Here is a 12,828-nt window from a genome sequence, read left to right on the forward strand (position 1 = left end):
CTGTGGGAGCCCGGACGCACGTATGACCTGTCGCGTCCGGGCTGTCCTCGCGAGAAGACCGTTGAGAACCTGCGGCGGTGCCGGTTGTGCGGGTGGGCTAAGGCGGCAGCCCCGTTCCGTGCGGCTTTCAGCGTCGCGGCTGCGGATCGGCCAAGGATGAATGGGCTCAGTGCAACTCGCACCACACCGTCTGCGGACAGTTTTCAACTGAAACTGGGGACGAACCTGACGGGGGCGTTTCGCGCGGCCGGTCAGTGCGTCCAGCGGTAGCGGCGTTCCGGACGGCCGGTGTTGCCGTAGCGGAGGCGGACCTCGGCGCGGCCCGAGGTCACGAAGTGCTCCAGGTACTTGCGCGCGCTGACGCGCGAAACCCCGGCGGCGTCGGCGCATTCCGTCGCCGACACGTCCTCGCCCGCCGCGGTCGTCTCGCGCAGGATGCGTTCGACGATCTCCGCCGTCTCGGTGGCCAGCCCCTTCGGCGGCGGTGCCGTGGAGCGGCTGCGGGTGCCGAAGAGCTGGTCGACGTCCTGCTGCGCGGCCGGGGAATCGCCTGGCAACTCGCTGAGCTTCTGGTGCAGCGAACGGAAGTTCTCCAGCTGGTCGCGCAGCGCGTCGTAGCTGAACGGCTTGATCAGGTAGTGCAGCGCGCCGCCGCGGATCGCGCCGCGCACGGTGTCCAGGTCGCGGGCCGCGGTGATCATGATGACGTCGGGGTCGGCGGAGGGCCGCTCGGTGCTCGCGCGCAGTTGCCGCAGCACCGATAGGCCGTCCATGTCGGGCAGGTAGATGTCCAGCAGCACGAGTTCCGGGCGAAGCTCGTCGACGGCGCGGATCGCGTCGGCTCCGGTGTGGGCCACCCCGACGACCTCGAACCCTTCGACCCGAGCTACGTATCCACTGTGGACCTTGGCGACCATGAAGTCGTCGTCCACCACCAACACCTTGATCACGCTCTCGGCCCTTCCAGCGGCAATCGCGCGGTGAAGACCGCGCCGTGCGCGTTGTGCACCTCCACTGAACCGCCGCGACGATGACAGATCTGCCTGTTCAGCGCTAGCCGGAGTTTCCCCGCTAGTCCGTTCTTGAGTGGTGTTTGTGCTGGCCAGGATGGGTTTTCGGGTGAGGTGGACGTATTACCTAATCCGGCTGGTGGCCTGGTCAGCGGGTGGGCGCGTAGCGGTGGATGTCGAACAGTTCGGCGAGTTGTTTCTGGGTAGGGGTTGTCTCGGTGAGCATGCGCTGTGCGCGGGGGCGGCCTTTGCCGCCGTCGTGGTAGAGCAGGACGGTTTCCTGGATGCCGCCGAGTTCGTCGAGCAGTTCCCGCACGGACAGGTGCAGGCCCGCGTGTTCTGCTTGGCGACGCATCAGATGCGCGACAGCGAGGGCCAGCACACAGTAGAAGACATGTACCCGGATCTTGGAGTCGGTCCAGTGGTGCATCGGGGAAAACGACACCACGTGCGGGTCTTTCATCTGCCGGAACCCCGACTCGACCTCAGATTGCGACCGGTAGGCGGCGACCACCTCTGCGACGGTCCACTCAGTACGGTTGGTGAACAGGACCCGCTTGCCGAAGAACCGGTTCTCCAGACGTTTGCGGGCTTTCTGGTCGGTGCGCCACGCCAAGCGGAACTCGGCCGGGGTGTGGCCGGTCAGGGAGATGGTGAGGACCTCGCCGACCCAGCGAGGCCGGCAGATCGCGGCGATCTCGTCTTCCACGGCCGTGCGGTCCCGGCGGGTCCTGCCGCGTGCAAGCCTCGCTTGCAACTCAGCCAGGCGGCGGCGGGCCTTGGCGAGAGTCTGGTCGAACCCGCGGGACTGCTTGGCGTGCAGGGTCGGTGAGTACGTCACCACGGCACGCCGGGTCACGCCCAGTGCGGTGACTTCGGTGTCCACACACCGCACACCGGGATACCGGTCCTCGTCGACCGGGGTGTAGCGGGTCTTGGGGATCGCGAGCAGTCCCGGATGGTCGCTGGGCGGCAGCGACCCGACGAACCCGATCCCGGCGTCCTCGACCAGCGCGTGGTTGGCCGCTGAATTCTGCCCGGCGTCGTAGACCACGGTCAGCGACTCGACCTGTGCGGTCAGGTCCTGGTAGCGGGCCACCAGTTCGTCGATGACGGTGCTGAACTGGGTGACATCCGGGCGGTCCCCGCCGTAGGCGTGGGACACCACCGGGATCCCGGCGTCGCGGGTCACCACCAGGCCCAGCCCGACCAGGCGCAGGTCAGTGCGTTTCTGCTTGGCCTTGCCGCGCTGCGCGATCGGCGCCCGGTCGTTGCCGGTGTCGATGAACGTGGCGAAGTTGGTCATGTCCAGCACCAGACCGGACACATCCAGCTCGAACTCGGTGACCATCCGCCGCCCGAGTTCGGTCTCGATCCGGCGCAGGTCGTCCTCGCCAAGTCTGTCCATGGCCTTCCAGAACCGGCGATGGTCCAGCGCCGCGTGCGGGATCTTCACCCAGCGTGAACCGGCCGTAGTGGCCCACCAGTCAGCGAACGCGGCCTTGGAACACGGAGCCATGATCCGGTTCGCCGTGGCCAACGCCAGATAGGTCCCGACCGTGGCGGTGGCGTCCGAGCGGCGCGACACGACCTCATCAACCACCCCGGCCACATCCAGGCGCTCCAGCATCGACCAGACCCCGGCAAGGTCCCCGAACCGTTTGTGCTGGGTCCGGACCGGTTCACCCGCCGATGCCCCGGTCAGTTTGGCCATCACTTCCTCGGCGCTGCCCAGGTACTGCTGGGACACGATCCGTGGTTTGCCGTCCACCCTGGCGGACTCCACCAGGTAGTAGTAGGTCTTCCCACCCTGGCGTTTCCCCACGATCGAAGGCATATCTAGGTAATACATCAACCCGGTATGAAACCCAAGCACCACAACGCAAGACACGCCGATGAATCACGTAGCGGGGAAACTCAGGCTAGGCCAAGGCCGCGTTCGCCGCCGCGCGCGGCCTTGGTCGTGAAGCCGTGCAGGAACACTTCCTCGACGATTTCCGCGGCCACCCCGGGCCCGGAATCCCGCACCACCGCGGTGACCTCGTCGGTGCAGCGCAGGTCGATCTCGATCCAGCGGTCCGCGCCCACCGAGGCACCTTCCAGTGCGTCCAGCGCGTTGTCGATCAGGTTGCCCAGCACGGTGGCGAGGTCGGCGGACAGCTCCTCGTCGATCTCGGGCAGGTAGCTGCCTTCGTGCAGCCGCAGGCCGACGCCGCGTTCGGCGGCGAGGCTGGCCTTGGCGATCAGCAGCGCGGCGATGGCCGCGTCGTGGATCCGCGCGGTGACCTCGGCGTGCCACTGCTCGCGGGTGTGGCTGATCCGGTGCACGTAGCGCTGGAGCTCGTCGTAATCGCCCAGTTCGATCAGCCCGGAGATGATGTGCAGCCGGTTGCTGAACTCGTGTGCCTGGGCGCGCAGGGTGTCGGTGGTGTCCCGGTGCACCGCGAGCTCTCGTTGCAGGTCGACGAGTTCGGTGCGGTCGCGCATGGTCACCACGGCGCCGACCGAGGAGATCGGCATCCGGTTGAGCACCACGACCTTGCCGCGGCGCAGCACGATCTGGTCCACGCCGTCGGTGCGGCCGGTGAGCACGTCGCGGGCGCGGTCGTTGAGGTCCAGGGAATCGATGTTGCTTCCCACGCAGTCCGGGGTGAGCGACAGCAGCCGGCGCGCCTGGTCGTTGACCAGCGTGATCCGGTTTTGCTCGTCGACGCCCAGCACACCCTCCCGGACGCCGTGCAGCAGGGCCTCCCGGTGTTCGACGAGCCGGGTGATCTCCTGCGGTTCCAGGCCCAGTGTCTGCCGCTTCACCCGCCGGGCGAGCAGCACCGATCCGGCGATGCCGAGCACGGTGGCGAAGGCGAGCAGCGACAGCGGGTTCTCCGGGGCCTGGCGCAGCCCCTGCAGTAGGTCAGGGGGGTTGCGGCCGGCCGCGACCACGCCGATGATGCGCGCGTCGTTGGAGATCACCGGGACCTGGGCGACCAGCGATTCGGAGCCGTCCACGGTCATCTCGCCGACCCACGAGCGGCCGGCCAGCGCGGTGCTCTCGGACGGTGGCAGGGATTGCCCGCGCTGTGCGGGGTCCGGCGAGGTGAGCACGATGCCGTGGTTGTCGGTGATGATCACGTAGTCGGCGCCGGAGAGGTTGCGGGTGCTCTCGGCGAAGATCGGCAGCGCGTCCCGCCGGTACGGGTCGGCGAGGCTGACGCGAACCCCCGAGGTGGCGGCGAGGTCCTCGGCGACCGACAGCATCTTGCGGCCTTCGGTGGCCCGGAAGGCCGAGTCGGTCTGGGCCACGGAGAACACCGCGATCGAGGCGAGCAGCAGGATGATGATCAGCAGCTGCCATCCGAGCAACTGCCGCGACAACGACCCCTGCACCCGCAACACCGCGCTTGCCTCCTCATCACCGGCGGCCCGAACGTTAACCGCCCGGTGTCGACGATCGCACGTGGACCCGCCATATCCGCAGGTCAGGGCGGGAGATTCCGGGCGAGGAGCGGATTACAAAAGTGACAAAAGTTTCGTTATGTCCTTAAGGGCGACAGTGAGGCGCTGGTGCGGGCAGCATGATCTCACTCACGTTCCGACACCCCGACGGAGACGGGTTCCCGGTGCGCCCTCCTGGTGCGCTGGCCGCAAGTCGCAACCGTGCTGCGATCCCCCGGACAGCACGGGCAGCGCCGACCAGTGCCGAGGCTCGTCCCCGATTCTGCGCGGCGGGTTCTTCGACGGCGTCGGTTTGTGCGGTCGGCTGGCAGCTCTGCTGCGGCTGGCGCTTCCCGAGCGATTCCGCAGCGTGGTGCGCAGGCTGCGGAATCACGGGAGGAAGAGCGGGTGGACGCCTGACACCCCCCAGGCACCCACCTCTGAGTGGCCCGGTCGCACATCCCCCGGCGACCGGGCCACTGCTCTCCCACCGGGCGCTTGTGTCCCCCGAACTCGGGAACCGGTTGCACGGCACGGTGATGCATCCGGCGGTGTTGATCGAGTTGTGATGACGTCTCCCACGGCAATGCCCACCCACAGGGAGGTTTTCGATGCGTCGTCCACTCATCACTGCGCTGCTCAGCGGTCTGGTCATGCTGGGAGCGGTCGGCACTGCTGCGGCGGCCGAGCGCCCCTCGGGGCTGGACAAGATCCTCACCGCGACCGTGTTGGACGTGGCCACGCATGACGGTGAGTCCCAGAACGGAACCGCACACACCAGTTCCTCCTCGCAGGCCGATCCCGAGTCTCAGGCGAAGCCGCAGCCCCCGGCGAAGCCAGCGTCCCTGACGAAGCCAGAGTCCCGGCCCGAGGCGGAGCCGCAGGCACAGACCGAGGCGCCATCTCAGGACTAGAACCCGGAACCACCGCGTCGCGCCTGGCACCTGCGGCCGCGGCGCGGGGCCGGTTCTGGCGATCGTTTCCGGAGACGGCGACGTAGCCGATGATCTGTCTGCGCTGTTCGCCGATTCGAGCAGGTGGAGGTAACGCCCCTCGCCGATCTCGGCGGCGTTCTCAAAGGTGACGCCTGTGGCTATCGTTACCGCCCCCTTCGGGACGAGCTCGATGTGCAGCGCGTGCGCCCACTTCCGTAGGCCAGATGTCCTTTCGAAGCACCGTCCGCCAGACCCGGTGGACGTTTTCGGGCATTGCAGCACCAAGAACGCTCACGGCGCGGCGCTGACACTCGGCGACTGGGCGGTGGAGCAACGCTCGGAAGTCGCCGCAGCCGAGCACTCGAGAGGCAGGACCGATGACGAAGCATCCGCTGGACCCGTTGGACGCCGACGAGGTCCTGCGCAATCAGGAAATCCTGCAGCAGGCGGGACTGCTGCACGAGTCCACCCGGTTTCCCTTGGTGCAACTGGAAGAGCCCGACAAGGCCGCGGTGCTGGCGGGCGGTGAGATCGACCGCCGGGTTCGCTCGATGCTGATCGACGTCCGGACGGGGGAGCTGGCGACTGCCCTGGTGTCGCTGACCGACGGCCAGGTTCTGGACAAGTCCGCCATCGACCCCGTCGAGCACGGCCAGCCGCCGGTGATGCTCACCGAGTACGAGCTGGTCGAGCGGATCGTGCGCGCCGATGAGACGTGGCGGCAGGCCATTCGCGACCGCGGCATTGACGACGTCGACAAGGTGCGGGTCTGCCCGCTGTCGGCGGGCTGGTTCGGCGTCGCCGAGGAAAGCGGTCGTCGGATGCTGCGGGCGCTGGCGTTCCTGCAGGGCGCCCCGGAAGAACTTCCGTGGGCGCACCCGGTGGACGGGTTGGTGGCCTACGTCGACGTCATCGAGCGGCGCGTGCTGGAGGTGGTCGACGACCGCAGGCTGCCGGTTCCGGCGGAAAGCGGCGATTACACCGACGAGGAACTGTTCGGCCCCAGGCGCACCACGCTCAAGCCGATCGAGATCACCCAGCCCGACGGCCCGAGCTTCACCGTCGACGGCCACGAGGTGCGTTGGGAGAACTGGCGCTTTCGGGTGGGCTTCGACCCGCGCGAAGGCCTGGTGCTGCACCAGCTGTCGTTCCGCGACGGCGACCGGGAACGGCCGGTGATCTACCGGGCGTCGATCAGCGAGATGGTGGTCAACTACGGCGACCCGTCCCCGGCGCGGTTCTGGCAGAACTACTTCGACGCCGGCGAGTACTCGCTGGGCAAGCTCGCCAACGAGCTGGCCATCGGTTGCGACTGCCTCGGTGAGATCCGCTACTTCGACGCCGTGGTGGCGCAGGAGGACGGCGCGCCCCGGACCCTGCGCAACGCGGTGTGCATGCACGAGGAGGATTTCGGGGTGCTGTGGAAGCACACCGACGTGTTCACCGGCTCGGCGGAGACCCGGCGGCAGCGGCGGCTGGTGGTCTCGTTCTTCGTCAGCGTCGGAAACTACGACTACGGCTTCTACTGGTACCTGTACCTCGACGGCACCATCCAGTTGGAGGTCAAGGCCACCGGGATCGTGTTCACCTCGGCCTACCCCGAGGAGGGCTCCCGCTGGGCCACCGAGCTGGCGCCTGGTCTCGGCGGCCCGTACCACCAGCACCTGTTCAGCGCGCGGCTGGACATGATGGTCGACGGCACCAGCAACGCCGTCGACGAGTTGCAGGCGAAGCGGGTGCCGATCAGCGCGGAGAACCCGCACGGCAACGCCTTCACCCGCAGCGTCACCAGGCTGGCGCGGGAGGGCGACGCGGCGCGCGAGGCCGACCCGGCCAGCGGGCGGGTCTGGCAGGTCGTCAACACCGAGCGCACCAACCGGCTCGGCCAGCCGGTCGGGTACGCGCTGCACCCGCAGGGTTTCCCGGTGCTGCTGGCGGATCCGGCCTCGTCGATCGCGAAGCGCGCCACCTTCGCGACCAAGCACCTGTGGGTCACGCAGTACTCGGCGGACGAGCGGTACCCGGCGGGCGAGTGGGTCAACCAGAGCCACGGCGGAGCCGGCCTCCCGGCCTTCACGGCGCGGGACCGCAGCATCGACGGCGAGGACATCGTGCTGTGGCACACCTTCGGCCTGACGCACTTCCCGCGTGCGGAGGACTGGCCGGTGATGTCGGCGGACCTCTGCGGTTTCACCCTGAAACCGGCGGGCTTCTTCGACCGGAACCCGACCCTCGACGTCCCACCGGGCAACGGCACCGGATCCCACTGCCGCGAAAGCTGACCCCCACGGCGTTGGTGGACCGCAGTTTCAATTGAAACGGGTGTGGATCTTCTGGAGTGAGTTTCAGGCGGCGGTGGGGTTGTTGCGGTGTTGTTCTTGGGTGAGGTGGTAGGTCCAGTAGTCGTCGAAGTCGTTGTTGCTGGTCAGGGCGCGGAGTTTGAGGACCGCGGCCATTTCGACAGCGACACGGCCGCGATGAAACTCGTCTACTTCGGACTACGGAATATCACCAGCATCGCGGTGGACCATCCGGAACGGGAACATGGGGCTGGAAACAGGCACTCAATACACTCGTCGTCCTCTTTCCAGGACCCATCCCATTCGGCTAAAATGATCGAGTCAGTTCATCCGTGGCTTTTCCGGAAACCATGACAGGGCCGAGCAACCCGACCAGTGCCCGGGCCGCGTCGGGCTTGGAGACGCCCGATTTGGGGATTTGCAACCGGAACAGGATCTGCAGGCAGACCGCCCTGGTCAAAAACGGCACGGCCACGATGAGTCCGGCGACCACGAAGCAGTTACCCCGTCCGATGCTGTCGTGGCCCTTCGCCGAGCCGTCGTGCTGCCAGAACACCCGTGGGTCTTGGACCGGAAACGCACCCAAAACCTCGCGGTACCACGCAACACCGCGATCACCCTGCACCGCTAGGCCGGAGCCACCAGCATTTGGCCCCCGCTCCGCGCCGGCAACCGCAAACCCGAACGACCCCTGGACCTGCTAATCGAAATGACCTAAACCGGACGGGCCAACCTTGCACACGCCCTGGGATGCGGTGCGCACGCCGAGCAGATAAGGCGACATCTCTGCCCTTTCAGGCATCCACAGTGGGTCTTTCGGGGCATTCATCCGTGAGGTGGGAGTGGGTCTGTGGCTACTGTCGCCTCGTTAAGTGTCGCCAAGGGGGTCAGTCTCCGCCAAAGGGTGGTTAGTAAAGGAACTCCCTGGAGCAGCACTTGCGCCGTTGTACTAGTAGCGGTCGAGCTAGTAGCGGTCGAGCATATTGATCCGTCGTTGATCTTACTATGTGTTGGGGTGAGATTGTGGTCGATTTGTCGGCGGTCCCCGTGCAGAAGACTGTTCCAGGAAGGCTTGCGGGGTGGCGTCTGCCCCAGGAGTCGATGCCTGCCGATGCGGCTTACCGGGCGGTGCGGGATGAACTGCGTCCGGATGTTCCGCCGCAGTTGAATCTGGCAACGTTCATCACCACCGGGATGGAACCGGAAGCCGAACGGCTGATGGCCGAGTTCCTCTACAGCAACACCGTCGATGGCGTGCAGCCGTTGCGCACTACTGACTTGGCGCGGCGGTGCATCGCAGCGCTCGCCGAACTGTGGCACGCTCCCGGCCCGGATAGCGCGGTCGGCACGTCCACCGGCGGCTCCAGCGAGGCGTGCATGCTCGCCGCGCTGGCGATGTTGATGCGCTGGCGCTCCCGCACCAGAGGATCCGGTGGGCGGCCGAACCTGGTCATGGGCGCCTCCGTACACGTCTGCTGGGGCAAGTTCTGCGCCTACTGGGACGTCGAGGCGAGGCAAATCCCGTTGGCCGAAGGCCGGTTCGGCATCGACCCGCACACCGCAGCCGAGTTGTGTGACACGAATACCATCGGCGTGGTCACCGTGCTGGGTACCACCTTCGACGGCTCCTACGAACCGGTACAGCAGGTGTGCGCCGCGCTGGACCAACGGCGTGCCCGCGACGGTGTCGACGTGCCAGTGCATGTCGACGCGGCCTCGGGCGGGCTGGTGGCGCCGTTCCTCGATCCGGCACTGGTGTGGGATTTCCGGCTTCCCCGAGTGACCTCGATCAACGCGTCCGGGCACAAGTACGGCCTGGTCGCTCCGGGCCTGGGTTGGCTGGTATGGCGCGACCCGAGCGTGGTTCCCGTCGAGCTCGGATTTTCGATCGACTACACCGGGGGACGCCTATCCACCCAGACCCTCACCTTCACCCAACCCGCCGCGCCGATCATCGCCCAGTATTACCAGTTCCTCCGCCTGGGCGCAGAAGGCTACCGGGCCATCATGCAACGCTGTCGCGACCTCGCCCGCGTACTGGCTGCCCACCTCAACCAATTCCACGACCTGCGGGTGATCTCCTCCGGCAACGACCTGCCGGTGGTCGCCTTCACCACCGGCGATCACGCCAGTTTCACCGTGACCGACCTCGCCGACCGCCTCCGCCAACGCGGCTGGCTGGTGCCCGCCTACACACTGCCGCCCAATCAGACCAACGTCACGGTCGCGCGGCTGGTCTGCCGGAATGATCTCTCCGACATCCTCGTTCGCCGACTCGCCGACGACATAACCAACGCAGTCACCGCACTCCGCGCCTACCACGGTGAATCGCGCCCTCGGCAACGCTGCGATGTGCTGCCGCGAGGTTCGGAGGCCGCCCAAATGCTCGGCGAGGGAGGGGGCTGAGACCTCGGAGCGCAGCGGACGTCCGAATTTCGAGCAGGCAGCGGAGCTGGTGGCCAACGTGCCAACGCGCGTGCGCTGAAGGTCCAGCTCTCGATGCACGAGGTGCGGCTGCTCGTGCTGCGCTGGCGAGCAGGCGAGACCGGGGGGCATCTGGCCAGAATCCAGCTTCCCGGGCTCTCCCAGTTCCTTCGCTTCGTCCGTACCGATGATCCGGCGTTCCAGCACGTGATTGCCCACGTCGACGAGGATGAGATGCAGGAAGCGTGGTTCCTTAACGTGGGAGTTGATCAGTGATCAGCCCGATGAACCCGCACGTTCACCTCCAGCTCATCCGCATCGACACGGACGATCTCGAAAGGTCGCTCGGGATCAGCCGGGTCGAAGAGCTCACTGCGCCGCCGATCCGCACGCTGAGTACGCAATTGGTGTATCCGGAGCTCCTTCCGGTGTGCTGTGCACTTTGCACGGTCATGAAGACGACCGAGGTCCGGGCCAAGGAGAGTTGAGCGGGAAGTACAGGAAGTCTTCACGGGAGGGCGATCCTCTCGGCGGAGCGGGCTGCGTTCTTCGGTTGCCGCTACGTCGAGTCTGACGAGCCGATGTTGGTGGCGAAGATCTGCGTGCTTCTGGACGGGAAAGCTGGGGTTGATGCCACCGCCGGAACCCGCGCAGGCTGCGTGGTTCGGCCCGATGGCGGCCGAGCTTGGACCTGTGGTCGGGGTTGGCGTTCATGAGCATTTGTTCGAATATTGGAGGAGATCGCTTCTTTTCCCGCGCACACCCAGGTACTGGTGTGGCTGCGCAGGAGGGATGCCCGGGGCCGGGAAAGTGTCGGACATCTGTTGGTGGCTGTGAAATACCGATGGTGTCCGGCTTTTCGATCCGATGGACGGGCGTGCGCAGCCGCTTATCGAGACCGCACCGTTCGAACTCCGGGTCATGCGCTTTGGCTCGTGAGTACGAATATGTGATGTAGTTCCCTTTTTCGCTCGCGATCATATCCGTCGAAAGCGGCGCCTTCATGGATCAAGTGGCGTGGTGAACCTTGCTGTTTGAAGAAGCCGTGTGTTCGTTGTGAGAGTTGTGGCCTGGGTTCGGTGCCGGGCGGCTGAAGCCGCCCGGCTGTCGGTTTTTTGCACGTCACCGATACGGTGGATCAAAAGGCTGATTCCTGCATACATCGTTGCTGCCATGTGTTGTGGCGGCATTGGGATTGGGTGGTAGTGATGTTTTCATCGATCATGGTGCCTGAGGAGGTGAGACGGCTTTTTCAGGTGTTGACGGGTGAGGATATGCGGTGTGGCCGGATGCGGGGGATGCGACGGAGTCTGGGGTGTTGGTGGTTGCAGATCCGGTAGCGGGTCGTGAGTCGGTTGGGGCTGGGTATCGGTTCGGGTGCTGGATTATCTTCGTGCCGGGACGGTGGTTCTGGATACGGATTCCACGATGGATGATGTGGTGGATCGGTCGCGGGGGTCTGTGGTGCCGATGAGTTTCCGTTCCGATGGGGTGTGGATCTGGCTGGACATCGTCTGTTACTACCTGGAGCAGCACGGGTTGGCTTCTGAAGAACAGTTGCTGGCTCACACCCGCAACGCCAACCGCCCGGCGAGGCCGGGCCGTTGGAACTGGCATACGTCGAGGGTGAAAACGAGATCCGGTACCTCGATGACAAGAAGGCGCTCAAAGCACATGAGGCTGCGTGGGCACGTCTCGCGAAGTCTGCGCTGGCGTTCGTGGAGACCCCGGCGGTTCCTGAAGGGTGTCGCGGAGTCGGAATTCCGGAAGGCCAGCATGAGCCGTCCGGTGAGGGGTCTGGGTTGCCCGCCGTGGTGACGGGTCCGAAGCGTCGGGGTGGTGTGTCCGGGCCGGTGGCGGGCAAAGCCGGCGCGAAGGGCACGAAGAGGACGCGAGGGGAGGCCGGCCAGGGTTCGCGGGAGGAGGCTGACCAGGGTTCGCGGGAGGAGGCGGGCGAGGGTTCCCGGGTGTCCAAGCGGCGGAAGGTGCAAGAAACCGCTGTTGCTGGGGCTGTTTCCGGGAGTCCGGGTGATGGCGGGGGGGGTTGCCAACTGAGGTGACAGGTCCGAAGCATCGGGGTGGTGTGTCTGGGCCGGTGGCGGGGAAAGCCGGCGCGAGTGCGAAGAGGACGCGGAAGGAGGCTGGCAAGAGTTCGAGGGGGGCCAAGCGGCGGAAGGTGGACGCAGCCGCTGTTGCTTCCGGGAGTCCGGGTGATGGCGGGAGTGAGGTACTCACGCTGACGGATCAGGCAGCAGAGCAGGACGAAAGGGCGCAGCGGAAACTGAAAAAGAAGGAAGATGACGCTAGGCGGTACCAAGCGATGAAAGCTGCTGCCGCCCGTGTTGCGGAGTTGGAAGCAGGGGAGGCTGGCTGAGGAACAGGTGGCAGAGTTGGCGGAGCTTCAACCGAAGGCACAGCGGTGGCGCAAGTGGCAGAAAAATGAAAAAGGAGACGCGGCGCGGTCCCGGGCGGGAAAGGCTGCTGATGATCGGGTTGCGGTGCTGGAGGAGTCGGCGAGGCCGCTGGCTGAGGTGCAGGCGGTGGAGTTGGCGGCGCTCCGGCCGAAGGCGCGGCAGCGGCAGAAAAAGAACGAAAGGGCCGCGGAGCGGTCCCGGGTGGGAAAGGCTGCTGTCGCCCGTGTTGCGGAGTTGGAGGCGTTGGCGGAGCGGGGGCCGCTGGCTGAGGGGCAGGAGGTGGAGTTGGCGGAGCTGCGGGCGAGGGTGGCGG

9 protein-coding genes and 2 pseudogenes are annotated in these 12,828 nt (G+C 66.4%); 7 read left to right on the forward strand and 4 right to left on the reverse strand.

All coding sequences use genetic code 11. The features are described 5' to 3' along the window. Nucleotides 1-251: 251 nt before the first annotated feature. The 3 genes from SSPN_RS0119215 to SSPN_RS0119225 form a co-directional block, all read right to left on the reverse strand. Entirely contained in the window at nucleotides 252-950 is a 699-nt protein-coding gene (locus SSPN_RS0119215) for a response regulator (protein ID WP_010307526.1), read from the reverse strand. A gap of 208 nt (nucleotides 951-1,158) precedes the next feature. Then, nucleotides 1,159-2,847 carry an IS1634 family transposase gene (locus SSPN_RS0119220; protein ID WP_010307527.1) on the reverse strand — a complete coding sequence of 563 codons (1,689 nt, stop codon included), beginning with the start codon at nucleotides 2,845-2,847 and terminating at the stop codon, nucleotides 1,159-1,161. Between the two features lie 80 nt (nucleotides 2,848-2,927). Next, complete coding sequence (locus tag SSPN_RS0119225) at nucleotides 2,928-4,403, reverse strand: ATP-binding protein (protein WP_010307528.1); 1,476 nt, start codon at nucleotides 4,401-4,403, stop codon at nucleotides 2,928-2,930. Nucleotides 4,404-5,053: 650 nt separating this feature from the next. On the opposite strand from SSPN_RS0119225, the gene SSPN_RS0119230 reads away from it, so the two are divergent. The 3 genes and pseudogenes from SSPN_RS0119230 to SSPN_RS62770 form a co-directional block, all read left to right on the forward strand. Continuing rightward, nucleotides 5,054-5,356: a hypothetical protein gene (locus tag SSPN_RS0119230; RefSeq protein WP_010307529.1), complete on the forward strand. Its 303-nt coding sequence runs from the start codon at nucleotides 5,054-5,056 to the stop codon at nucleotides 5,354-5,356. Nucleotides 5,357-5,754: 398 nt separating this feature from the next. Beyond that, a complete protein-coding gene (locus SSPN_RS0119235) occupies nucleotides 5,755-7,659 on the forward strand; it encodes a primary-amine oxidase (RefSeq protein ID WP_010307530.1) in 1,905 nt (634 codons plus the stop codon). Between the two features lie 159 nt (nucleotides 7,660-7,818). Then, nucleotides 7,819-7,988, forward strand: a pseudogene (locus tag SSPN_RS62770) (IS256 family transposase); the annotation flags it as partial. Here SSPN_RS62770 and SSPN_RS0119245 read toward each other — a convergent pair. Further along, nucleotides 7,985-8,233, reverse strand: a complete 249-nt coding sequence (locus tag SSPN_RS0119245) for a hypothetical protein (RefSeq protein WP_143539528.1) — start codon at nucleotides 8,231-8,233, stop codon at nucleotides 7,985-7,987. The pseudogene SSPN_RS62770 and the gene SSPN_RS0119245 sit on opposite strands and share 4 nt — an antisense overlap. Nucleotides 8,234-8,682: 449 nt before the next feature. Between SSPN_RS0119245 and gad the strand changes: the two genes are divergently transcribed. The 4 genes and pseudogenes from gad to SSPN_RS55015 form a co-directional block, all read left to right on the forward strand. Then, nucleotides 8,683-10,083, forward strand: a complete 1,401-nt coding sequence (gad, locus tag SSPN_RS44580) for a glutamate decarboxylase (protein ID WP_083821944.1) — start codon at nucleotides 8,683-8,685, stop codon at nucleotides 10,081-10,083. A gap of 93 nt (nucleotides 10,084-10,176) precedes the next feature. After that, nucleotides 10,177-10,377 (forward strand): hypothetical protein, encoded by a 201-nt coding sequence (locus SSPN_RS0119255; RefSeq protein ID WP_010307534.1) that lies wholly within the window; start codon nucleotides 10,177-10,179, stop codon nucleotides 10,375-10,377. Further along, nucleotides 10,374-10,589 carry a hypothetical protein gene (locus SSPN_RS0119260; protein ID WP_010307535.1) on the forward strand — a complete coding sequence of 72 codons (216 nt, stop codon included), beginning with the start codon at nucleotides 10,374-10,376 and terminating at the stop codon, nucleotides 10,587-10,589. Before SSPN_RS0119255 ends, SSPN_RS0119260 begins: the two co-directional genes overlap by 4 nt. A gap of 1,902 nt (nucleotides 10,590-12,491) precedes the next feature. Further along, nucleotides 12,492-12,828 (forward strand): annotated as a pseudogene (locus SSPN_RS55015) (hypothetical protein); the annotation flags it as partial.

The sequence above is a fragment of the Saccharopolyspora spinosa NRRL 18395 genome (genome assembly GCF_000194155.1).
Lineage (GTDB): Bacteria > Actinomycetota > Actinomycetes > Mycobacteriales > Pseudonocardiaceae > Saccharopolyspora > Saccharopolyspora spinosa.

Excerpts from the sequence above, each read along its gene's own strand:
- SSPN_RS0119235 (WP_010307530.1), top strand. The coding sequence starts at position 5,755 with ATGACGAAGCATCCGCTGGACCCGTTGGACGCCGACGAGGTCCTGCGC.
- SSPN_RS0119230 (WP_010307529.1), top strand. The coding sequence starts at position 5,054 with ATGCGTCGTCCACTCATCACTGCGCTGCTCAGCGGTCTGGTCATGCTG.
- SSPN_RS0119255 (WP_010307534.1), top strand. The coding sequence starts at position 10,177 with ATGCACGAGGTGCGGCTGCTCGTGCTGCGCTGGCGAGCAGGCGAGACC.
- SSPN_RS0119220 (WP_010307527.1), bottom strand. The coding sequence starts at position 2,847 with ATGCCTTCGATCGTGGGGAAACGCCAGGGTGGGAAGACCTACTACTAC.
- gad (WP_083821944.1), top strand. The coding sequence starts at position 8,683 with ATGTGTTGGGGTGAGATTGTGGTCGATTTGTCGGCGGTCCCCGTGCAG.